Annotated in this window: 21 protein-coding genes; 12 read left to right on the top strand and 9 right to left on the bottom strand. The window is 69.6% G+C overall.

From position 1 onward, the window contains the following. Positions 1–65: 65 nt before the first annotated feature. Together bfr and NF616_RS15935 are read right to left on the bottom strand one after the other, a co-directional pair. Complete coding sequence (gene bfr / locus NF616_RS15940) at positions 66–530, bottom strand: bacterioferritin (protein ID WP_252274279.1); 465 nt, start codon at positions 528–530, stop codon at positions 66–68. 216 nt (positions 531–746) lie between these two features. Further along, on the bottom strand, positions 747–1,505 hold the full coding sequence (locus NF616_RS15935) for an SDR family NAD(P)-dependent oxidoreductase (RefSeq protein WP_252274278.1): 759 nt from the start codon (positions 1,503–1,505) through the stop codon (positions 747–749). Between the two features lie 116 nt (positions 1,506–1,621). Between NF616_RS15935 and NF616_RS15930 the strand changes: the two genes are divergently transcribed. Next, positions 1,622–2,542: a LysR family transcriptional regulator gene (locus NF616_RS15930; RefSeq protein ID WP_252274277.1), complete on the top strand. Its 921-nt coding sequence runs from the start codon at positions 1,622–1,624 to the stop codon at positions 2,540–2,542. Here the strand turns inward: NF616_RS15930 and NF616_RS15925 are convergent. The 3 genes from NF616_RS15925 to NF616_RS15915 form a co-directional block, all read right to left on the bottom strand. Then, on the bottom strand, positions 2,478–3,374 hold the full coding sequence (locus tag NF616_RS15925; RefSeq protein ID WP_252274276.1) for an EamA family transporter: 897 nt from the start codon (positions 3,372–3,374) through the stop codon (positions 2,478–2,480). The genes NF616_RS15930 and NF616_RS15925 overlap by 65 nt on opposite strands. Before the next feature lie 94 nt (positions 3,375–3,468). Continuing rightward, positions 3,469–4,356 carry a PA4780 family RIO1-like protein kinase gene (locus NF616_RS15920; protein ID WP_252274275.1) on the bottom strand — a complete coding sequence of 296 codons (888 nt, stop codon included), beginning with the start codon at positions 4,354–4,356 and terminating at the stop codon, positions 3,469–3,471. After that, positions 4,353–5,297 carry a LysR family transcriptional regulator gene (locus NF616_RS15915; RefSeq protein ID WP_252274274.1) on the bottom strand — a complete coding sequence of 315 codons (945 nt, stop codon included), beginning with the start codon at positions 5,295–5,297 and terminating at the stop codon, positions 4,353–4,355. Before NF616_RS15915 ends, NF616_RS15920 begins: the two co-directional genes overlap by 4 nt. 103 nt (positions 5,298–5,400) lie before the next feature. Here NF616_RS15915 and NF616_RS15910 point away from each other — a divergent pair, with 103 nt between their 5' ends. Together NF616_RS15910 and NF616_RS15905 are read left to right on the top strand one after the other, a co-directional pair. Beyond that, entirely contained in the window at positions 5,401–6,042 is a 642-nt protein-coding gene (locus tag NF616_RS15910) for an NAD(P)-dependent oxidoreductase (protein WP_252274273.1), read from the top strand. Positions 6,043–6,051: 9 nt separating this feature from the next. Next, the gene (locus NF616_RS15905; protein WP_252274272.1) at positions 6,052–6,342 is read left to right on the top strand and encodes a DUF2218 domain-containing protein; all 291 of its coding nucleotides are present in this window, start codon (positions 6,052–6,054) and stop codon (positions 6,340–6,342) included. Between the two features lie 10 nt (positions 6,343–6,352). On the opposite strand, the gene NF616_RS15900 is transcribed toward NF616_RS15905, so the two are convergent. Next, positions 6,353–7,537 carry an HD domain-containing phosphohydrolase gene (locus NF616_RS15900; protein ID WP_252274271.1) on the bottom strand — a complete coding sequence of 395 codons (1,185 nt, stop codon included), beginning with the start codon at positions 7,535–7,537 and terminating at the stop codon, positions 6,353–6,355. Positions 7,538–7,728: 191 nt separating this feature from the next. Between NF616_RS15900 and ada the strand changes: the two genes are divergently transcribed. The 8 genes from ada (at position 7,729) to NF616_RS15860 (ending at position 13,693) form a co-directional block, all read left to right on the top strand. Next, positions 7,729–8,754, top strand: coding sequence for a bifunctional DNA-binding transcriptional regulator/O6-methylguanine-DNA methyltransferase Ada (ada, locus tag NF616_RS15895; RefSeq protein WP_252274270.1), 1,026 nt, complete (start codon positions 7,729–7,731; stop codon positions 8,752–8,754). 159 nt (positions 8,755–8,913) lie between these two features. Further along, on the top strand, positions 8,914–9,219 hold the full coding sequence (locus NF616_RS15890; protein WP_252274269.1) for a nucleotide pyrophosphohydrolase: 306 nt from the start codon (positions 8,914–8,916) through the stop codon (positions 9,217–9,219). Between the two features lie 142 nt (positions 9,220–9,361). Continuing rightward, entirely contained in the window at positions 9,362–10,129 is a 768-nt protein-coding gene (locus NF616_RS15885; RefSeq protein ID WP_252274268.1) for a methyltransferase domain-containing protein, read from the top strand. A 161-nt stretch (positions 10,130–10,290) separates the two neighbouring features. Next, positions 10,291–10,884 carry a DUF4136 domain-containing protein gene (locus NF616_RS15880; RefSeq protein WP_252274267.1) on the top strand — a complete coding sequence of 198 codons (594 nt, stop codon included), beginning with the start codon at positions 10,291–10,293 and terminating at the stop codon, positions 10,882–10,884. Between the two features lie 63 nt (positions 10,885–10,947). After that, on the top strand, positions 10,948–11,508 hold the full coding sequence (locus NF616_RS15875; RefSeq protein ID WP_252274266.1) for a DUF4136 domain-containing protein: 561 nt from the start codon (positions 10,948–10,950) through the stop codon (positions 11,506–11,508). Next, positions 11,505–11,993 (top strand): GNAT family N-acetyltransferase, encoded by a 489-nt coding sequence (locus NF616_RS15870; RefSeq protein ID WP_252274265.1) that lies wholly within the window; start codon positions 11,505–11,507, stop codon positions 11,991–11,993. The genes NF616_RS15875 and NF616_RS15870 overlap by 4 nt, the downstream gene beginning before the upstream one ends. Positions 11,994–12,048: 55 nt before the next feature. Beyond that, a complete protein-coding gene (locus NF616_RS15865) occupies positions 12,049–12,492 on the top strand; it encodes a DMT family transporter (protein WP_252274264.1) in 444 nt (147 codons plus the stop codon). 70 nt (positions 12,493–12,562) lie between these two features. Then, positions 12,563–13,693: a GGDEF domain-containing protein gene (locus NF616_RS15860; protein ID WP_252274263.1), complete on the top strand. Its 1,131-nt coding sequence runs from the start codon at positions 12,563–12,565 to the stop codon at positions 13,691–13,693. Positions 13,694–13,703: 10 nt separating this feature from the next. Here NF616_RS15860 and pbpC read toward each other — a convergent pair whose 3' ends face one another. Beyond that, positions 13,704–16,046: a peptidoglycan glycosyltransferase PbpC gene (gene pbpC, locus NF616_RS15855; RefSeq protein WP_252274262.1), complete on the bottom strand. Its 2,343-nt coding sequence runs from the start codon at positions 16,044–16,046 to the stop codon at positions 13,704–13,706. A 78-nt stretch (positions 16,047–16,124) separates the two neighbouring features. Between pbpC and NF616_RS15850 the strand changes: the two genes are divergently transcribed. Beyond that, positions 16,125–16,418, top strand: a complete 294-nt coding sequence (locus NF616_RS15850; RefSeq protein WP_252274261.1) for a hypothetical protein — start codon at positions 16,125–16,127, stop codon at positions 16,416–16,418. Between the two features lie 183 nt (positions 16,419–16,601). Here the strand turns inward: NF616_RS15850 and NF616_RS15845 are convergent, their stop codons facing one another. Together NF616_RS15845 and NF616_RS15840 are read right to left on the bottom strand one after the other, a co-directional pair. Then, positions 16,602–17,129 carry an REP-associated tyrosine transposase gene (locus NF616_RS15845; RefSeq protein WP_252274260.1) on the bottom strand — a complete coding sequence of 176 codons (528 nt, stop codon included), beginning with the start codon at positions 17,127–17,129 and terminating at the stop codon, positions 16,602–16,604. A 165-nt stretch (positions 17,130–17,294) separates the two neighbouring features. Then, a complete protein-coding gene (locus NF616_RS15840) occupies positions 17,295–22,208 on the bottom strand; it encodes an alpha-2-macroglobulin family protein (RefSeq protein ID WP_252274259.1) in 4,914 nt (1,637 codons plus the stop codon). Positions 22,209–22,230 lie beyond the last annotated feature (22 nt).

The following is a 22,230-nucleotide window of genomic DNA, read 5'->3' as shown; positions in this document are numbered from 1 at the left end:
TGGCTCCCTTTTTCATTCCAACTCGAATCCCCTGGGTGCGCCATGCGCTCCAGAGCAGCCCGCCCTCAGGCTTGAGACTGCAGGTAGTTCTGCACGCCGATGCGGTCGATCAGGCCGAGCTGCTGCTCCAGCCAGTAGGCGTGGTCTTCCTCGGTGTCGTTGAGTTGCAGCACCAGGATGTCGCGGCTCATGTAGTCGCCGTGCTGCTCGCACAGCTCGATGCCCTTGGCCAGCGCGGCACGTACTTCGTACTCCAGCTTCAGATCGCTCTTCAGCATGTCCGGCACGGTGGCGCCCGGGTAGATCGCCTTGGGCGTCATGTCCGGGGTGGCCTCGAGGAACAGGATGCGCTGCAGCAGAGCGTCGGCGTGCTGGGTCTCCTCCTCCATCTCGTGGTTGATGCGCTCGTAGAGCTTGGCGAAGCCCCAGTCCTGGTACATCCGCGAATGCAGGAAGTATTGATCGCGGGCGGCCAGCTCACCGCGCAGCAGATCCTTCAGATAATCGACGACTTCGGTCGCGCCTTTCATGACTCGTTTCCCTGGTAAAAACAGCGTTCAAGGCGGCAGCTTCGACCCTCGAAGCGCATTGGTCAAGCCACAAAACGCCGCGCCTGCCTGAGCGATTCTCATTGGCGCAAAGCCGCGTGGTTGCTGGGCTGCGTGGAATTCAGGCAATAACGCAAATCACTGTCGGCATGCGTCGCCCCGATCATCACGGATCGAGGCGATTCACACCCGCCGGGGTCAGACCAACATGCCGCCGGAGACCTCCACGCGCTGCGCATTGACCCAACCGGCATCGCTCGACAGCAGCATGGCGATGGCGCTGCCGATGTCGTCCGGCAGGCCGACCCGACCCAGCGCCGTCTGCCCGGCGATGGCCGCGTTGAGCTCGCGGTTGTCGCGCACCGCGCCGCCGCCGAAGTCGGTCTCGATGGCGCCGGGGGCGATGGTGTTGGCGCGGATGCCGCGGGCGCCCAGCTCCTTGGCCATGTAGCGGGTGAGCACCTCGATGCCGCCCTTCATCGCTGCATAAGCCGCGTAGCCCGGCAGGGAGAAACGCGCCAGGCCGCTGGAGACGTTGAGGATGCGGCCACCATCGGCCAGCAGCGGCAACAATTTCTGGGTGAGGAAGAAGGTGCCTTTCAGATGGATGTTCAGCAACTGGTCGAACTGCTCTTCGCTGGTCTCGGCGAAGGGCACATGGATGCCGATGCCGGCATTGTTCACCAGCGCGTCGAAGCGCTCGCGCTGCCAGGTGTCGGCCAGCGCCTGGCGCACCCGCTCGGCGAAATCGGCGAAGCCGGCGCTGCGACCCACGTCCAGCTGCAGCGCCACGGCCTGGCGGCCCAGGGCACGGATTTCGGCGACCAGCGCCTCGGCCTCCGCGCGGCCGCTGTTGTAGGTGAGGATCAGGTCGTGGCCATGGCGCGCCAGGTGCAGGGCGGCGTTTTTGCCCAAGCCGCGGCTGGCACCGGTGATCAGGGTGATGGTGTTGTTCATCTGGTTTACCTCGTCGGGTGGGTGACTGACGAGCCTCAGACTATTGATCGAACCTGATCGGATAAATCAGACGATCCTGTTTAGACTGTCCAAGAATCACCAACAATGGACTCACCATGGACAGACTGCATGCCATGCTCGCCTTCGTCCGGGTCGCCGAACTGGCGAGCTTCACCCGCGCCGCCGACAGCCTGGGCCAGCCCAAGGCCAGCGTCTCGCTGCTGGTGCAGCAACTGGAGAACCAGCTCGGCGCCCGACTGCTGCACCGCACCACGCGGCGGGTGAGCCTGACCCAGGACGGCCAGGCCTGCTACGAACGCTGCAAGGACCTGCTGGCCGACGCCGAGGAGATCGAGGCGATGTTCCAGCTGGAGGCCAGCCAGCTGCGCGGTCGTCTGCGGGTCGACATGAACCAGGCCGTGGCGCGCGACCTGGTATTGCCGCAGCTGGCCGAATTCCTCGCCGCACACCCGCAGCTGAAACTCGAGCTGAGCTGTACCGACCACCGCGTCGACCTGATCCGCGAGGGGTTCGACTGCGTGGTGCGGGTCGGCGGCCAGGTCGACCCCGGTCTGATCGCCCGCCCGCTGGGGCAGATGGAGCAGATCAACTGCGCCAGCCCCGCGTACCTCCAGCGCTTCGGCATCCCTCGCGGCCTGGAGGACCTGGCCGAGCATCGCCTGGTGCACTATGTGCCGAACCTGGGCGCCAAGGCGGATGGCTGGGAATACCGACGCGACGGCGAAACCATCAGCCTGGACATGCCCGGCGCGCTGACGGTGAACAGCACCGACGCTTACAGCCAGGCCTGCCTGGCCGGGCTCGGTCTGATCCAGGTGCCGCGCGTGGGCGTGCTGCCCTACCTGGCCGACGGTCGCCTGGTGGAGGTGCTGCCCGAGTACCGCGCCGCGCCCATGCCGGTGTTCCTGCTCTACCCGCACCGACGCAATCTGTCGAAGCGGGTGCAGGTGTTCATGGACTGGCTGGCCGGGCTGGTGAGCCCCTACGTCGCAGAACAGAAGCCGGCAGCACGGTGATCGCCAGGCCGCCGAACACCAGCGCGCAGGCCAGCCAGCCCTGCACGGTCAGCGCCTCGCCCAGCAGCAGCCAGCCGGCCAGCAGGCCGGACACCGGCACCGCCAGGGCGAAGGGCGTGACCAGGCTGGCCGGGTAACGGCGCAGCAGGAAGCTCCAGATGGCGAAGCCGACCGTGGTGGCGAGGAAGGCGATGTACAGCAGCGCGCCGACGCCACGCCAGCTCAGGTGCTCGAGCGCCGCACCCATCGCCTGCGGCCCCTCGAACATCCAGGACAGCCCCAGCAGCGGCAGCACCGGCACCAGGCTCACCCAGCAGATCAGGCGCAGCATGTCGCTGGCCCCGGAGCGCTTGGTGGCGATGTTGGAGAAGGCCCAGGCCAGCGCTGCGGCGACCACCAGGGCGAAGGCCAGCAGGCTGTCGCCCAGCGGCCGCTGCAGGCCGATCAGCACCAGCCCGCCGGCCGCCAGCAGCAACCCGGCCACGGCCCGCGCGCTGGGCCGCTCGCCGAGCAGCACCGCGGCGATCAGCACGGTGAAGAACACCTGGCTCTGCAGCACCAGCGACGACAGCCCGGCCGGCATGCCCAGGTGCATGCCGACGAACAGCAGGCCGAACTTGATCACCCCGAGCAGCACGCCGATCTGCACAATGCGCCACCAGGGCGCCGGCAGCGGCCCGCGCAGGAACAGCAGTGGCAGCGCCGCCAGGGCGAAGCGCAGGGCGCAGAACAGCAGCGGCGGGAAGTCCTGCAGGCCGACCTTGATCACCACGAAATTGACGCCCCAGATCAGGGTGACCAGCAGGGCCAGGAGAATGTGCGGCAGCGGCATGGGCGGGCTCCGGAATGTCTGCCGTCACCCTACCAGCGCGGCCGTGCGGTGACCCGATACAGTTGCCCGCTTTCCCGGCCGGACAGGCGGGGCCTCAGCGCTCCCAGGGCGGCGGAGGCGGCTCGTCGCTCGGCGCGTCATCGGCGTTGCGCGCGGCCTCGCGGCGGGCCTGTTCGGCCAGGGCGGCCTTGATCTCGCGCATCACCGCGCCGACGTCGGCCTCCTCCTCCGGCTCGGCGAAGCGGCCGGTCAGCTGGGTCTCCGGGGTCAGCTTGCCTTCTTCGTAGAGGGCCCACATTTCCTTGGCGTAGCGCGTCTCCAGCAGCTCCGGGGCGAACTGGCCGAAGTACTCGGCCATGTTGCGTACGTCGCGCTCGAGCATGCTGAAGGCGTGGTTGTTGGCAGCGGCGTCCACCGCCTGCGGCAGGTCGATGATCACCGGGCCGTAGGGGTCGAGCAGCACGTTGAATTCCGAGAGGTCGCCATGCACCAGGCCGGCGCAGAGCATCTTGACGATCTCGCCGATCATGAAGGCGTGGAACTCCCGGGCATCCTCGGGCAGCAGGTCGACGTCGTTGAGGCGCGGCGCGGCATCGCCGTAGCCGTCATTGACCATCTCCATCAGCAGCACGCCGTCGAGGAAGTCGTAGGGCTTGGGTACCCGCACCCCGGCGACGGCCAGGCGAAACAGCGCGGCGACCTCGGCGTTCTGCCAGGCGTCTTCCTGCTCCTTGCGCCCGTACTTGCTACCCTTGGCCATGGCGCGGGCATCGCGGCTGTTGCGCGTCTTGCGTCCTTCCTGGTACTCGGCGGCCTGGCGGAAGCCGCGCTTGTTGGCCTCCTTGTACACCTTGGCGCAACGCAGCTCCCCGGCACAGCGCACGACGTAGACCGAGGCCTCCTTGCCACTCATCAGCGGCCGCACCACCTCGTCGATCAGGCCGTCTTCGAGCAGGGGTTCCAGGCGTTTCGGGGTCTTCATCGGGCAGGGGTACCTTGCTGGCGGGCGATGCCGTCCTTATACGGCAATCCTCCCGGGTCGGCCACCAGCGCCCGGCGCAGCGCCTCGATGGCGTAGCGCACCTTGGCCGGCTGGGCATCGCGCCGCGGCGTGACCAGGTGCAGGCCGATGGCCGCCGGCCGCCACTGCGGCAGCACCGCGAGCAGTTCGCCACGGACCAGCAGCTCGCGGATCTCCGGCTCCGGCTGCAGCGATAGGCCCATGCCGGCCAGGGTGAACTGGCGTACCGAGAGGATGTTGTTGCACACCACCCGGCCTTCCACGCGCAGACGCTGCACCACGCCGCCGGGCCCGTGCAGGGTCAGTTGGCCGCCGCGCTCGTGGGCCAGCCTCAGCCAGTCCAGGCCGCTGAGCTGCTCGGGGCTGTCGATGGCGCCGCAGCGCGCGAGGTAAGCCGGCGCCGCGCACAGCAGCATCGGCCAGTCGCCGATATACCGCGCCACCAGGCTGGAGTCCTCGAGCGCGCCGACGCGGATGGCCAGGTCGATGCGCTGCTCGATCAGGTCGATCTGCTCATCCTGGAAGAACAGCCGCAGGCTCAGCTGCGGGTGGGCGCGCAGCAACGGCGCCAGGGCGTCGGTCACCAGGTGCCCGGAGAAGCCCACCGGCGCGGCGATGCGCAACTCGCCCACCGGCGCGTCGCGCAGCTCGGCCAGGCGCTGCTCGGCCTGCTCGGCCAGCTGCACGATCTGCCGGCCACTCTGGTACAGCTGCTCGCCGGCCTCGGTCAGGGTCAGGCGGCGGGTGGTGCGGTGCAGCAGGCTGACCTGGGTGCTCTCCTCCAGCTTGCGGATTTGCTGGCTGACGGCCGAGGCGGTCATGCCCAGCGCCTCGGCGGCGGCCACCATGGAGCCCTTCTCCACCACGGTGGCGAACAGGGCGATGCGCTTGAGCTGTTCCATTATTAAGTTCTGCTTAATTGTTCAAGCGGATTAGGCGTCTTTTTCCGGCATTTATCCAGCTGCGATTATTCACCTCACGAAAACGCACCCTGAGGACACCCGCATGAAACTCGCCCTGATCGGCGCCACCGGCTATGTCGGCGCCGCCCTGCTGGAAGAAGCCCTGAACCGCGGTCACCAGGTGACGGCCCTGGTCCGCCACCCGGAGAAACTGCCGCAGCACGGCGGCCTCGCCGCCCAGCGCGCTGACGTTCACGACGTCGCCGCCCTCACCGAACAGTTGCGCGGCCACGACGCCGTGCTCAGCGCCTTCAACCCCGGCTGGGGCGTGGCCGACATCCGCGAGCAGTTCATTGCCGGCAGCCGCGCCATCGTCGCCGCCACCAAGGCCGCCGGGCTGAAGCGCCTGCTGGTGGTCGGCGGCGCCGGTAGTCTGTACCTCGCGCCCGGCCAGCAGCTGATCGACAGCGCAGGCTTCCCCGCCGAGTACAAGGAAGGCGCCGAGGGCGCGCGCCAGGCGCTCGATGAACTGCGCGACGAGGCCGAGCTGGAATGGACCTTCCTTTCCCCCGCCGCGCACCTGGAGCCGGGTCCACGCACCGGCCAGTTCCGCCTCGGTGGCGAGCAGCTGCTGATGAACAACGGCGCGCCGGGCCACATCTCGGTGGCCGACCTGGCGGTGGCCCTGCTCGACGAGACCGAACAGCCGCGCCACGTCCGTCAGCGCTTCACCCTCGCCTATTGAGGAGTGCTCATGAGCCATCTGCAATCCCACGCCTTCGTCGCCACGGCCACACCGGGGCGCTACATCGGCCGCCTGTGCAAGCACTTCGCGCACAAGATCCCGGTCAGCTTCGACGAACATCAGGGCCGCATCGAATTCGCCTTCGGCCTGGCCCTGCTGCAGGCCCTGGAAACCGGCCTGACGCTGAGCGTGCAGGCCGCCACCGACGAAGACCGGCAGAAGCTCGAGCAGGTGGTCGCCAGCCACTTCGAGCGCTTCGCCTGGCAGGAGGCCCTGAGCCTCGACTGGCAACCGAGCTGACGGGGCAACGCTAGCGCGACGGCAGGGTCAGCTCGATGTTCTCGCCGAGCGAGTCTTCCAGGCGCTGCAACTCGTAGTGGATGGCCGCCGCGCCATCGGCGTGGCGCTGGGCGATCAGCGCGAAGCGCTCGGCGGCCTCGATGAAGGCCAGCACCACCGAGGGGTCGAAGCGGGTGCCGCTGGCGGCGCCGATCTGCGCCGCCGCCTCGGCGTGCGTGAGCGAGGCCCGGTAGGGGTGATGGCTGGTCAGCTCCTCGTAGCAGCCGGCCACCGCCATCAGCCGCGCGGCCAGGGGAATCTGCTCGCCGCGCAGCCCCTGCGGATAGCCGCTGCCGTCCCAGTGCTCGTGCTGGCTGTAGACGATGTCGCGGGCGTCGCGCAGGAAGTCGGGCACGTTGCCCAGCTTGGCTTCCGCCGCCAGCAAGGCGTCGCGCCCGGCCACGGCATGGCCGTGCAGCAGTTGCAGGTCCTCGTCCTGCAGCAGCGTCGGGCTGAGCAGGATGCGATCCGGCAGCACCAGCCGGCCGATGCCGTGCAGCATCGCCGACTTGCCCAGCTGCGCGATGCGGGCGGCCCCCAGCTGCCCGGCCAGCAGCGGCTGCTGACGCGCCAGGGTCCGCGCCAGCTCCACCGTGTAACGCTCGATGCGCGCCAGGTGCCGGCCCCGCGGGTTCTCGCGCATGGCCGCGAGGCTGGCCATGGCCTCGATGGTCACCTCCTGCAGGCGCTGGATATCCCGCGTGCGGCGGCGCACCTCCAGTTCCAGATACTCGCTCTTGTCGCGCAGGAAGTCGGCGGCCGCCTTGAGCCGCAGCTGCGCCTCGACCCGCGCCAGGACGATGGGCGCGCTGATCGGCTTGGTGATGTAGTCCACCGCGCCGAGGTCGAAACCGTGCTGCTCGTCGGCGGGCTCGCTCTTCGCGGTGAGGAAGATCACCGGGATCGCCGCGGTCGCGGGATCGGCCTTGAGCCGTCGGCAGACCTCGTAGCCGTCCATGCGCGGCATCATCACGTCGAGCAGGATCAGGTCGGGCGGCGGCGTGCCGGCCGCGATGCGCAGGGCCTCGGCGCCGCTGTCCGCGCCCTCGACCTGGTAGTGGTCGGCCAGCAGTTCGCTCATCAGCATGAGGTTGGCCGGCGTATCGTCCACCAGCAGCACCAGAGGCTGGTCGGGCCGGTCGAGCATGTCCACCATCGTGCTTCTCCATTCGGCGGCGCCGGCGTTCCGCACCGTCTTTCCAGTAAAGGCTGCGCCGCAGCGTTCGGCCCGGCATTTCGTCTGACCCGCAAAGGCTTTGAAAGTCAGATGCGGATTGGCAGCGCCGCTGGGCGGATCGACAATCGGCCCATACGCAACCCTTGGCTGGCACCTTTCGGGAGATCGCCATGCTCGATCAAGACCACTGCTGGCAGGCCCTGTGCGAGCGCGACGCGCGCTTCGACGGCCGCTTCGTCTTCGCCGTCGGCAGCACCGGCATCTACTGCCGGCCCAGCTGCCCGGCGCGGCGCCCGCGGCGCGAAAACGTCAGCTTTCACACCGACCCGGCCAGCGCCGAGGCCGCCGGCTTTCGCCCCTGCAAGCGCTGTGCGCCGCAGGGCAAGAGCCCGGCCGAGCAGCTCGACGAACTGGTGGTGGCCGCCTGTCGCCTGCTGGAAGACAGCGAGAAGCCCCCGACGCTGGACCAGTTGGCGGCGCGCATCGGCCTGTCCGCCTCGCACTTGGCCCGGGCCTTCAAGGCGCGCACCGGCATGACCCCGCGCGCCTGGTTCGACGCCCGGCGCCGCGAGCGCCTGGAGGCCGCGCTGCCCGGCGCCGGCTCGGTGCTGCAGGCGGCGCTGGACGCCGGCTACTCCGGCACCCGCGCCTTGTATCAGGTGCCCGCGGCGATGAGCCCGGCGCGGCGCCGCCAGCAGGGCGCCGGCGAGGTGCTGCGCTACGCCATCAGCGATTGTTCGCTGGGTCTGCTGTTGCTCGCGGCCAGCGACAAGGGCGTCTGCGCCCTGCTGTTCGGCGACGACGAGGCTGAGCTGGAGATCGAACTGCGCCAGCGCTTCGCCGCCGCCGAGCTGCGCCGCGACCAGCGCGGCCTGCGCGACTGGCTGCGCGAGGCGCTGGCCCAGGTGCAGGAACCGAGCCGCGCCGCCAACCTGCCGCTGGACATGCGCGGCACTGCTTTCCAGCAACAGGTGTGGCAGGCGTTGCGCGCGATTCCGCCGGGGCAGACGCGCCGTTATGGCGAACTGGCCGAACAGCTCGGCAGCCACCCCCGCGCAGTGGCCCGCGCCTGCGCCAGCAACCCGCTGGGCCTGCTGGTGCCCTGCCACCGGGTGATCGGCGCCAGCGGCGCCCTCACCGGCTACCGCTGGGGTGTATCCCGCAAGCAGGCGCTGCTGGACAAGGAATCCCAGTGACACCATCGCCCCCCACGCGCCCTCGCACGTAGGGCGGCCTCGCCGCGCAGCGGCAGCCCGCCAAACGCCATCCACCCGCAACCTCGCCACCGAGCCCCGACGCCAGGCTTGCCCTCCCCCTTCGTCCGACCCAAGCTATGCGGCCCGAAGGAGAGCCCCATGGACATCGCCGAACTCACCCGCCGCCTGCACGCGATCCGCGACCACAACGACTGGCGCCGTTTCCACAGCCCGAAGAACCTGGCCATGGCCGCCAGCGTGGAGATGGCCGAGCTGGTAGAAATCTTCCAATGGCTGAGCGAAGACGAGTCCCGGCGCCTCTCCGCCGAGCAGCTGGAACACGCCGGCCAGGAGGTTGGCGACATCGTCCTCTACCTCCTATTGCTGTGCGCCGAGCTGAGCATCGACATGGAGCAGGCGGTGCGCGCCAAGCTGGCCGACAGCGAGAGGCGCTTCGCGTCGTGAGAATGCCTGCAAGCGTGTCGCGAGCGGCTCGAGAGCCTGGAGGCCGCGCAGTGACAAGCGAGGCTGTACGGCCGAGCACGGCGAGCTTGGAGCAAGCGGCCGACGACGCTATCGTGCCGCGCAGCAGCTATTGGAGGCCTTCTTGACTGACCGACACTTCGACGAACTGGCCACCCGCTTCGCCGAGAAGATCTACGGCGGCGCCAAGGGCGCCATCCGCCTGGCGGTGCTCCAGGCCGATCTGAAGGACGCCCTGCCGGAGCGCCCGCTGCGGGTGCTGGACGTCGGCGCCGGCCTCGGCCACATGAGCCTGTGGCTGGCCCAGCGCGGCCACGCGGTGACCCTGACCGAACCGGCCGAACCGATGCTCGAAGGCGCGCGCCAGCGCTTCGCCGAGGCGGGCGTGGAAGCACGGTTCATCCAGGCCCCGTGGCAGGACCTGCTCGGCCAGCTCACCGAACCATACGACCTGGTGATCTGCCACGCGGTGCTGGAATGGCTGGCCGAGCCCCACGCCATTCTGCCGGTGCTGCACCAGCTCACCGCGCCGGGCGGCTGGCTGTCGCTGGCCTTCTACAACAAGGACGCGCTGGTCTACCGCAACCTGCTCAAGGGCCACTTCCGCAAGCTGCGCAAAGAGCGCTTCGCCGGCGAAGGCCAGAGCCTGACCCCGCAGAAGCCGCTGGACCCACGCGAACTGGCGGCGCAACTCGACGGCCACTGGCGGGTCGAAAGCCAGAGCGGCGTGCGCGTGTTCCACGACTACATGCCGAGCGAGTTCCAGGCCAAGGCCGAACTGACCGACCTGCTGGAGATGGAACTGGCGCACCGGCGCCATCCGAGCTTCGCCGGCCTCGGCCGCTACCTGCACTGGATCTGCCGGCCCTTGCACCCCGGGATGACTCGCTAGCACGGATGCGATCCGGGAGTGCGGGAGCCCCGCCCCGGATTGCCATCCGGGCTACGCCGCGGGATCTGCCGACCCCGGATGCAATCCGGGAACGAATTCGCCCGCCTCCCGGATAACATCCGGGCTACGCTCAGCCACCCCCGCATGTTCCGGGAGCCATGATGAAAGCCTTAGTTGCCCTGCCACTGCTCCTGCTGCTCGCCGCCTGCCAGAGCGACAACCCCTACGTCGCCGGCGGCCAGCCGCTGCCGCCGGCGCCGCCCGGCGCGGCCGACCATTTCGACCGCAGCGCCTACCCGGCCGCCCCGCGCGACTTCGCCCGTTACCGCGACTGGAGCTGGCGCCAGCAGCCGGCCGGCAGTGCCTGGGCCGACGGCGCCCTGGTGGCGGAGGTGGTGGGCGGCAGCCTGGACCAGCGCGGCCTGCGCCCGGCACGCGACGGCAAGGCCGCCGACCTGCGCGTGAGCGCCTCGCTGCGCCTGGAGCGGCGCCAGTACCAGGTCCGCGACGACTACGGCAGCTACTACGGCAACGGCCCCTACGGCGACCATTACGGCATGTACGGCAGCGTGCCGCTGGTGCGCACCTATGAGGTGGAGGTGGCCGTGGTGCACATTGACCTGTTCGACGGCGCCAGCGGCCAGCCGGTGTGGAGCGGTAGCGCCGAGGCGCGCAGCGAAGGCAGCCAGAGCGAGCGCAGCGAGGCCCTGCGCCGCGCCGTGGAAGATGCCCTGGCGGCCTACCCGCCGGGCTGAGCCATGGCTTGCCGATCCGGCCGAACTGGAGTTGGATAGAGGCTCTATCACGGAGGTTTCACCATGTCCCCGCGCCTGTTGCTGATCCCGTTCCTGCTGATCCTCGCCGCCTGCCAGACGTCGCGCGTCGAGCGCGATTTCGACGCCAGCCGCGACTTCGCCGCCTACCGCAGCTGGAGCTGGCAGGCGCCGGCCCTGCAGTACCGCCCGGACGATCCGCGGATCAAGAGCGACCTCACCGAGCAGCGCATCCGCGACGCCGTCGGCCAGCAGCTCGACCAGCGCGGCCTGCGTCCGGCCCAGGCCGGTGGCAGCGCCGACCTCAAGGTGCAGGCCTGGTTGATCGTCGACCAGCGCCAGGATCAGGTCAGCACCAACTACGGCGGCTATTGGGGCGGTTACTGGGGGGGCTATTGGGGCGGGCCGATGTACACCGAGACCCGCACGGTGGACTACAAGGTGGCCACCATCCAGATCGACCTGTTCGACGGCAAGGACGGCAAGCTGGTCTGGCGCGGCAGCGCCGAGCAGATCATGCGCCAGTCGCCGCCGAGCCCGAGCGAACGCGAAACGGCGATCCGCGAGACGGTGGCCCAGGTGCTGGGCCAGTACCCGCCGCAATGAGCGCACCCGGGCTCGACCACCGGCCGGCACTGGCCGATGACCTCGACGAGGTGCTGCGCTTCGCGAGCAGCGCCGACGAACTCTTCTATGCCTTTCCCCGCGCCGACTGGCCGCTGACCCGCGAGCAGCTGGCGGCGGCCCACGCCGAGCGACGCGGCAACACCCTGGCGCTGCTCGAAGGTCGCTCCGCCGGCTTCGCCAACTTCTACCAGAGCGAGCCCGGCGACTACTGCGCCCTCGGCAACCTGATGATCGCGCCCTGGGCCCGTGGCCGCGGCGTGGCCAGCTATCTGGTGGAGGCCATGGAGCGGCAGGCGTTGGACGACTTCGACGCCCGCGAACTGCGCGTCGCCTGCTTCTGTGACAACACCGCCGGCCTGCTGCTGTACGCCCGCCTCGGCTACCAGCCGTGCGGCCTGGTGGAACGCCGTCGCGGCGAGCGGCGAGTCGCGTTGCTGCAGCTCACCAAGCGCCTGCGAACCTGACCATCAGGACAGCAAAGCGCATAATGTCCGCCCCGTTTTTCCTCAGGAGACCGCCATGCCCAACTGGTGGCTACTCGCCCTGCCCCTGCTCGCCGGCGCCGTGATGCCGCTGCAGGCCGGCATCAACGGCCAACTGGCTAAACACCTCTCCAGCGTCATGGCCGCCGCCCTGGTGTCGTTCCTGGTCGGCACACTGGCCCTGCTGATCATCGTCCTGGCCCAGCGCGAGGTCAGCGGCTTCGCCGCTCTCAAGGGCTTGTCCTGGTGGCACTGGAGCGGTGGCCTGCTCGGCGCCTTCTTCATCGCCACCGCGGCCTTCGCCGGCCCGCGCATCGGCGCGCTGCTGTTCATGGTGCTGGTATTGGCCGGGCAGCTGGGCATGGCGCTGCTGCTGGACCACAACGGCTGGGCCGGTTTTCGCGAGGCGCCCCTCACCGCGGGCAAGGCCGCCGGCCTGGCGCTGATCATCGGGGGCGTCTGGCTCATTCGTCGCGGGTGATGGCACTTTGCTTTTCTCGGCCGGAGGGCGGCGCTATGCTGGCAACATGCCGCATTTGTGATCACCGCACATGGCCCCCGATTCGTCATTCCCCCGCAACGCCTCCTTCGCACTTCTCCGGGAAAGCCAGGACACCCGCGTCCGCACCCGGCTCGGCGGCATCTACTACCTGCTGGCCTGGCTGCTGACCTGGGGCTTCTCCGCCGCGCCCGCCGCCATGCCGCTGCTCGGCACGCTGGGCAGCCTGTTCTTCGCCGCCATGCTGGCCCTGCGCTGGCTGCACCGCCTGCCACCGCAGCAGAGCGACGGTTGCCTGCGCCAGTGGATCGACCGCCACTGGGCACTGATCCTCACCACCAGCCTGGGCTGGGGCCTGACCCACGCCTGGGTGTTGCTGCACCCCGAATTCGCCCCGTCGCGGATGATCGCCACCCTCAGCACCGTGGCCTTCAGCACCGCCATGGCGTTCAACTTCCCCATGCGCAAGGCCCGCTGCGTGACGGCCATCCTGCTACTGTACGCCCCGGGGCTGGTCGCCCTGGCCAGCCAGTGGGCGAGCCAGGAGGCGCTGGCGGTGACCCTCGGTTTCTACCTGAGCTACCTGCTGCTGGCGCTCACCCGCAGCCACCGCGAATACCACGCCACCCTGGCCATGGAACAGCAACTGGTCGACCAGCGCGAGCGCTTCGACCAGCTCAGCCGCACCGACAGCCTGACCCAGCTGGGCAACCGTCTGCAGTTCAACGGCCTGTTCCCGTCCATGGTCGCCAGCGCCCGGCGCCAGGGCACGCCGCTGTCGCTGGTGCTGCTGGACATCGACTTTTTCAAGCGCATCAACGACGAGCACGGCCACAGCAGCGGCGACGCCTGCCTGAGCGATTTCGCCGAGCGCATGCGTCGGGTGTTCCGCCGCGAGAGCGACGCCCTGCTGCGTCTCGGCGGCGAGGAATTCGGCGTGCTGATGCCCGGCGCCACACTGGACGAAGCCAGCGCGCTGGCCGAACGCTTCCGCGCGGAATTGGCCAGCGACGGCTGCGAGCTGCACGGCCGGCGCCTGCCGATCACCGCCAGCCTGGGCGTCGGCAGCTTCGACCCGGCCCGCGACGACAGCCCCGAAGCGTTCTTCAAGCGCGTCGACGACGCGCTCTACCGGGCCAAGAGCGAGGGCCGCGACCGCCTGGCCCTGGCCGCCCCGGCCTGACGCGGACGCCTCACTCGGTGATGCGGAACTCCACCCGCGCCGTCGCCCCGGACTGATCCAGCAGGCTCAGCTGGTGCACGCCGGCCGCCGACAAGTTCTGCTCGATGCTCTCCCCCGGCTGGCTCTCGGCAATCGGTTCGCCGTCGAGGAACCACCAGCGCGTGCCACCGCCGCCCAGGGCCGACAGCTCCAGGCGCAAGGGCCTGGCGCTGTTGGCCGGGCGGCGCAGACTGTCGCCGTCGCGTACGCCGACGATCGACAGCGGCGCGGCCGGCGGCGGCAGCGTCGGCGGGCATTCGGTGGAAGCCGCCGGCAGTCGCGCGCTGCGCCGCTCGCGTCGCGGCAGCCAGGGCTCCAGCGGCGCCGGCCACAGCGCCACCTGCACCTCGTGCGCGCCGGCGCAATGGGCCGCCACCTGGAGGTTGTCGGCATCCAGCGAGAGGCGCTGGATCAGACCGAGGCCGAGCGGCTGATCGGCGGCCTGCAGGGTCGGCGGCACGGTGCCGTCGAGGGTCCAGGCGAAGCGCTGGCGCCGGCAATTGGGATCGTCGCGCGCCAGTTCCTGGCCCAGCGGCCAGCAGATGGCGGCCACGCCGACACTCGCCGGCACGTCCTGCACCGGTGGCGCCAGGCCACGCTGGAGGTCGCGGTTGACCAGCAGATCGTGCACCTGCAGCAGCAGCGGCGCGGCCGAGGCCAGGCCGAACTGGCCGGGCACCGGGGTGCCGTCCGGCCGGCCGATCCACACCCCGATCAGGTGCCGCGGGCCGACGCCGACGGCCCAGGCATCGCGAAAGCCGTAGCTGGTGCCGGTCTTCCAGGCCAGCACCGGGCGCTGCACCAGCTCGGCCCGCGGATCGCGGTCCGGCCGAGCCTGGCCGGAAAGAATGCGCCGCACCACCCAGGCCGCCCCCGGCGAGAGCAGGCGCCGTTCGTACAGCGCGTCCTGCGGCTGCAGGCGCGGTCGCGCGGCCATGCCGCCGCGGGCGAACGCGCTGTAGCCGGCCACCAGCTCCTCCAGGCGACTGCCGGCGCCGCCGAGGATCAGCGCCAGGTTCGGCTCGGCGCCGGCCGGCAGTGCCAGCGGCACGCCGGCACCCCGCAGCTCGCCGGCGAAGCGCTTCGGCCCGTAGGCCTCGAGCAGCTGCACCGCGGGCAGGTTGAGCGAGGTGGCCAGGGCCTCGCTGGCCGACACCGGGCCGGTGAAGCCGGCGGCGAAGTTGCCCGGGCGGTAGTCGCCGTAGCGCCGCGGCACGTCCTGCAGCAGCGACTCGGAATGGATCAGTCCGGCGTCCATGGCCAGGCCGTAGAGGAAGGGTTTGAGGGTCGAGCCGGGCGAGCGCTGGGCACGGATCATGTCGACGTGGCCGAAGCGGCGCTCGTCGCCCACGTCCAGCGAACCCAGGTAGGCGCGCACCGCCATGCTCTCGCCGTCCACCACCAGGATGGCCGCCGAGGTGCGCTCGGGCAGGCGCGCGCGCCAGCCCAGCAGCAGGTCTTCCAGGCGCCGCTGCAGGCTGGCGTCGAGGGTGGTGCGGATCAGCGGCGGGCTGCCCGCCACGTTCAGCCGTCGCGCCAGCAGCGGTGCCAGACTCGGCTCCTGGCGCGGCGCCAGCAGCACCGGCTCCTGCAGCGCCTCGTCCACGGTGGTGGGCGTCCACACTTCGAACCGGGCCAGGCGCTGTAGCACCTTGTCCCGCGCGGCCTGGGCGCGTTCCGGGTGACGATCCGGGCGCAGCCGGCTGGGCGCCTGGGGCAGCACGGCGAGCAGCGCCGCCTCGGCGCGGGTCAGCTGGCTGGGCGGTTTGCCGAGGTAGGCCCAGCTGGCCGCCGCCACGCCCTGCAGGGTGCCGCCGAAGGGCGCACGATTGAGATACAGCGTGAGGATCTCGTCCTTGGACAGGTGCCACTCCAGCTGCAGGGTGCGCCACAGCTGCTTGAACTTGCCGCCGAGGCTGCGCTGATGCGGATCGAGCAGGCGTGCCACTTGCATCGACAGGGTGCTGCCGCCGGACACCACGCGCCCGCCGGCCAGGTTCTGCCAGGCGGCGCGCACCAGCGCCAGCGGATTGACCCCGGGGTGCGCACGGAACCAGCGGTCCTCGTAGGTCAGCAGCGCCTCGAGGTAATAGGGCGACACCTCTTCCGGCGTCACCGGATAGCGCCACACGCCCTCGGCATCGGCGAAGCGCCACAGCGGCGTGCCGTCCTCGGCGAGCACCACCCGGGCCAGGCCGTCCTCGGGCAGCGGCAGCGGGAACAGCCGGTCGGCGCCCCAGAGCAGCGCCAGCAGGAGCAACGGCACCCACAACCAGGGCCTGCGCAACGCGCGTAGCGTCGACGGCGCCTTCATGAACGCGGACCACGCCGATGGAACTCGGCTCGCCCAAGCGCAGCCCAAGCTGGAGGATCAGCGCATAAGGAAGGATCTATGGATACTGAGAGCTTCTTCGAGCGGCTCGGCGAAATACTGGGCAACTTCATTCGTGTCCTGGTCGAGGCCCTGACCGGCTTCTTTCGCATGATCGGCCAGGCCGGCGCCAACTTCATCGACGGCCTGTCCCGTTCGCTGGGGATGGACCCGAACTGGGTCAGCATCCTGGTGCTGATCATCGGTCTGCTGTTACTGGTCGGCGCCGTTCGTGCCTTCCTCCGCGGCTCGATCATCTGGGGGCTGATCGTACTGCTGCTGGCATTGTGGACGTTGAGTTTGTTGATTGGGTGAGGGCTTGGGTAGTTTTCTCGACCCATTGCGCCTTCTCACCTCCTTCCCTCTCCCCCGCCCCTCTCCCACACGTGGGCGAGGGGTGACTTCAATCGACGGCTCTGTAGAAATGGCCGACTTGTTTGCGACTGCATCACTCTCCATCCGCGCAGACTGTAGCCCGGATGAAATCCGGGTCTGCCCTCACTCTCCGGCCCTGTTGACGGAAGCTGCACCCTCACCAGCCCAATCGACTGGCAACAGCCCCCGCTGCACATAACGATGAAAGCTGGACAACGGCCAGTCGCTTACCCGCTCGACCAACCCGTGCTTGAGCGGATTGGCATGGATGTAGTCCACATGGGCAGCAAAATCCGCCTCATCGCGAATCAAGTGCTCCCAGAAGCGCCGCTGCCAGACATCTGCCTCTCGCCTGGCGTTGAATCTGAGCGGAGCCCCGTTAGCCTTCAGCTCGCCAACAAACAACGACTTCATGCGGCGAACCCTCGACGAATAATCGGCATCACCACCCGGCAGAATCATTAGCAGATGCAGGTGTTCGGGCAGTACAACCGCTGCGGGCATGTCGAATGGTCGCTCCTGCATTGTCCGCCGCAACGATCTCCGTAGTTCCTCCGCGTAACGCACCAGCCAATCCCGTGATCGGTTCCGCAAAGCGAGAGTCAGGAAGTAACAGGCGCCTTCAACTCTGGCGCGTCGATAACTCACCACGACCAGACCTCCATGTCTGATGCTATGAGGTGGTTCGCGCGCGGACGCCCCCGGATTTCATCCGGGCTACGGCAGCCCGTTGCTCCCTAGAGGTTCATGCGCGAACCCGCCCAACTTCACCCGGGCCACGGCTTGTAGCCCGGATGAAATCCGGGAAAACGCCAATCAGCGCTCGTTGACCACCAACCTCGCCGGTGTCGCACCCACCGCATTCCAGGCCGGGCGATACATCGACTCGACCTGCGGCGGCGGCACGCGGTAGCTACCGGGGGTGACGGCGCGGGCCAGGTACAGCAGGTGGGTGGCGTCGTAGCCGTTGATGTCGACGGCGGCGACGAAGCGGTCGTCGCGGAACTCCTGGTGCTTGATGGCGGCGTTCTGCATCGACTTCTGCCACTCCCTCACCGCGCTGCTGGCGTCGTCCAGGCTGGCGGCGCTCTGCGCCAGGTTCTGGTTCTCCAGCTCCAGGCCGGCCGGCAGCAGGTCCACCACCAGGGCGTCCGGCACCCGCTCCTCGGCGCGCACCGCCAGGTGCACCAGCACCAGTTGGCCGCTGGCCAGGCCGTTCAGGTCCAGCGGGCGACCGTCCAGGCCATAGAAGCCGCGCTCGATGCTGAGGTTGTTGCTGCGCGGCTGCGGCGCCTGGGTCGGGTAGCCGGAGATGGTCAGCTGCTGGTAGAGCTTGTCCTCGAAACCGCTGCTCAGGCTCAGCGGTTCGCTCAGCAGGGCACCGTCCAGCTTGATCGCCGGCTGGCCGTTGCTCAGCTCGCGGGTTTGGCCGCCGCTGCTGAGGGTGGCGCTCCAGTTCTTCTCCGGGGTCTTGATCAGGCCGCGACCGGCGAGGAACAGGGCGTTGCGCTCCTGGGTCGACAGGTATTCCTGCACGGAGCGCTCCTCGGCCAGGCTGAACAGCAGCTCATCGCGGCGGGCGGCGGCCAGGCCGTTCTCCTCCAGCAGGGCGTAGATCAGCGCCTGGTCGCGCAGCGGGCTGCCGTAGTCGGCCAGCCACTCGCGCCGCTGACGGCCGAGCCCCAGGCCCAGGGCCAGGGCCTCGTCGGCGCGCGGCTTGTCGCCCATCTTCTGCAGCGCCACGGCCAGCTGCACCAGCGGCAGGCCGGACTTGGCGTCGCCGCGGCGGTCGTACAGCGCGCGCAGGCTGCCGAGCGGCGCCTGCTGGCTGCGCGACAGCACCAGGCCGGCATAGGCCTGCACGGCGAAGCGGGTGTGGTCGAGGTTGTCGCTGTAGCCGACGTCGATCAGGTGGCGATCCTGCAGGTAGCGCAGCAGGCGCTCGTTGGCCTTCTCCAGCGCCTCCGGCGGCACGGCGAAGCCCTGTTCGCGGGCGCGCAGGAGGAAGTCGGTGACATAGGCGGTCAGCCAGAACTCCTCCTCGCCGTCCGAACCCCACAGGCCGAAGCTGCCGTTGTAGCGCTGCATGCCGAGCAGGCGTTCGATGCCGATCTCCATGGAGCGGCGACGCTGCTCCTCCGGCTCGCCTTCCAGGCCCAGCTTCTCGAGCGTGGCCGAGTCGGCATAGAGCGACGGGTACAGGCCGCTGGTGGTCTGCTCTAGGCAGCCGTAGGGATAGGCCTTCAGCGCCTGGATCTGCTCGGCCAGGTTCAGTGGCGGACGGCTGGAGACGCTGAGCAGCGCCTCGCGCCCGGCCGGCTCGAACGCCGCCAGGGTGCCGGCCGGCAGTGGCCAGCTGTCGCCCTGCAGCACGCTGCGCAGGCGGGTCTGCTGCGCCGGCCAGGCCGAGCGCACGCCGATGCGCCACTCGCGGCTGAACGCCGGCAGGTTCTCGTTCGGCAGGCTCAGGCCGTTGACCCTGACGCGGATCACCCCGGCCCCGTAGCCGCCGGCGGCGCGCACCGGAATGCGCAGGGTGGTGCGCTGGGCCTGGTCGAGCTGCAGCGGCGCGGTGTAGCCGGACGGCGTCTCGGCCAGGCTCAGCTGGCCCTCGGCCTCGATCTGCACGTCGAGCTTCTGCGCGGCGCCGGACAGGTTGGTCAGGTCCAGGGCCACGCTGGTCTCGTCGCCACCGGCGAGGAAGCGCGGCGCCGACAGCTCGGCCACCAGCGGCGCGGCAACCACCGTCTTGCCCTCGCCCATGCCGTATTGCTCGTCGGTCCAGGCCTGGGCCATCAGGCGCAGCTCGCCGTTGAAGTCGGGAATGTCGAGGCTGACGTCGCCCTCGCCCTGCGCGTTCAGCTCGATCGGCACGCTCTGCAGCGCGACGATGGTGACACTGGTGTCCGGACGCTTGCCGCCCTTGGCCAGCGCCGCGTCGCCACCGAAGGCCAGCGTGGCCACCCGGCCCTGGCCCGCCTCGATCAGCTGGCCGTAGACGTCGAGCTGGTCGGCGCCGTAGGCCTTGCGGCCGAACAGTTCGGCGAACGGATCGGGCGTCTTGTATTCGGTGATGTTGAGGATGCCGACGTCCACCGCCGCCACCAGCACATTGACCTTCTGCGGCACGCTGCCGTCGGCGTTCTTCGCCTGCACCTTGACCTTCAGCGGCTGCTGCGGGCGCATCTTCTCCGGCGCCGTCAGGTTGACCTGCAGCTTGCGCGGCGCGCGGTCGAACGGCAGGTGCAGCAGGCCCACGGCGCGCTTGGGCGTGGCCCCGGCCTTGCGCTCGCCGGGGCGAATGACCAGCGCACTCACGTACAGGTCATGCCGCGCCCAGTCGTCGGCCAGGGGAACGTCGAAGCTGGCGCCCTCGGCCGGCACTTCGATCTCTTCCCACCACAGTGGGCCGTCGCTGGATTCGACCATCAGGTAGCCGCTGCCACCGGCCGGCGGCGTGACGGTGACCTTGGCCGTGTCGCCGGCGGCATAGGCCGGCTTGTCCAGCGCCAGCTTGACCTGGTCCGGGCGCACCGCGCCGCCTTCGGTATTGTCCTGCCAGGAATAGCCGGCCCAGAAGCGCAGGCTGCTGGTCAGGCCGGTGCCGGGGTCGGTGACTTCGACGCGGTACGGGCCCCACTCCACCGGGAAGCCGATCTTGGCGGTGCCGCCGGCGGCGACCTTGATGCTTTCCTCACCCAGGTTGAGGAATTTCTCGTTGTAGTGATAGTTCCAGCCCTCGCTCTCCGAGAAGCTCCAGTAGTAGTCGCGGCGCTCGCGGATCAGGCGCACCCGCAGCTCGTCGCTGGCCAGCTTGTTGCCGGCCGGGTCGGCCAGCAGCACCTCGAATTCGGCCATGCTGTCGGCGTCCACTTCCTCGCCGTCGAACAGGCCGCGCAGGCCCGGCAGGCGCTCGGCCGGCCATACCGGCTGGACCAGACGACGGGTGATCGGACGGCCGCCGGATTCCTGCAGGCTGGCCTGGAGGATCAGCTGCAGCGGCGACTTGGCCTCGGCCCAGCGGTTTTCCACGCCGACCGTGGCTTTGCCATCGGCGTCCAGGCTGGTTTCCTCCAGCTCCATGTCCTGGCTCAGCTCCTCCTCGGTCACCGAACCGAACTGGTAGCCGGGCAGCGCCTCGACGGCCTCGCGCAGCGGGCGCACGTAGACCTGGCCGGTCAGGCGATTGCCGGCGGCCGGCGCGCCGTAGAGGTAACGGCCCTCGACGCGGAAACGCGCCTCGTCGCTCGGCGCCAGGGGCGTGTCGCTGCCCTTCAGCTCCAGCGCCAGGCGCTCGGGGAGGAAGTCCTCGACGAGAAATTCATAGATCTGCTGGCGACCGCCGCCGAAGTCGAACAGCAACTGCCAGCGGCCGGTCGGCGCCTCGCCGGCCAGCTGCAGCTTGTACTGGTACAGGCCGTTGTCGCCCGGCTCCCAGACGAACTTGCGGCTGACCTGCTCGTCCGGGCGACGCACCTCCACGTTGACCGGCTGCGGCTTCACCGCACGGCCGTCGGCATCACGCAGCAACGCGTTGAGCAGCACCAGCTCGCCCGGGCGATACAGATCGCGCGGGCCGAACACGAAGAACTGCAGCGGGTTGGCCACCGCGCCGGCGATGTCGAACTCGGCCAGGTCCAGGGCGGGGCGGGACAGGTCGAGCAGGCTGGTCTGTTCGTCCTGGCGGGCGATCACCAGCGCGGCGCGGTCCACCAGCGGCAGCTCGGCATGGCCCTCGGCGTCGGTCTTGGCCTCGGCCAGCACCTGGCCCTTGTCGCCGAGCAGTTCGACGGTCACGCCGGACAGCGCCTTGCCGCCCTCCAGCGCCTGGGTGAACAGGTCGAGGCGGCCGCGGTAGCGGTGTACCGAGAGACCGATGTCGCTCAGGGTGAACAGGGTCGCCGGTTGCGAGTAGTTGTAGGTGCCGGCCTGGCGCATCACCGCCAGGTAAACGCCGGGCTGCTTGAACGGCTCGAGGCCGGCGATCGGCAGCAGCAGGGTCTCGCGGGTATTGCGCGCCGGGTTGAGGTCGAAGCGGCCGGTGTAGACCAGCTCGGCCATCGGCAAGAGCTCGCGGGATTGCCAGGTGTCGAGGTTGGAGCTGCGGCCCCACTGGGCGAGGAAATTCGGCAGCGACTCTTGCTTGATGCGGAAGAACTCGACGTTGACCTTGTCGACGTTCAGCGCGATCACCGGCAGGCCCTCGGCCAGGCGGGTCGGCAGCAGCGAGCCACGGCTGGCGAAGCCGACGGTGGGTTGCAGGTCGCGGGTATCGAGGGTGGCGCTGTACTCGGCGGCCAGTTCGCTGCCGTTGATCGCACGCAGACCGCGGTCCACCGAGAGCACCAGGCTGCGCTGCGGCTCCAGGTGGCGCAGGCGCAGCTCCATCAGGTTGTCGGACAGCTCCCAGGCGCCGTCGACCTTGCCCGTCTTCTTGTCCACCAGGTGCAGCTTGGCGGCGAAGTCCTGCTCCGGGTCCAGCGGTACGCTGAAGCTCACCGACAGGGTGCTGGCGCCGTCCAGCTGGGTTTCCGAGGCGTCGGCCACGGTCAGCTCGCGGCCGGCGTAGCGCTTGCTCAGCGCGGCCTTGTCCAGCGCCGGCTTGGGCGCGTCGGCCTGTTGCTGGGCGGCCGGCTCGGCGGGGCGCGGGGCGGGGGTATCGGGCGTGGAAGAATCGCAGGCGCTCAGCAGAGCGAGCGCCGCGGCCAAAAACAGTCCTTTGTACGTCATGGCAGACTCTCGGAAGAGTGGC

It is taken from the genome of Pseudomonas subflava (assembly GCF_023823685.1).
Classification (GTDB): Bacteria; Pseudomonadota; Gammaproteobacteria; order Pseudomonadales; family Pseudomonadaceae; genus Aquipseudomonas; species Aquipseudomonas subflava.
The sequence above is the reverse complement of the archived record's forward strand: the minus strand, read 5'-3'. Positions and strand labels throughout refer to the sequence as shown.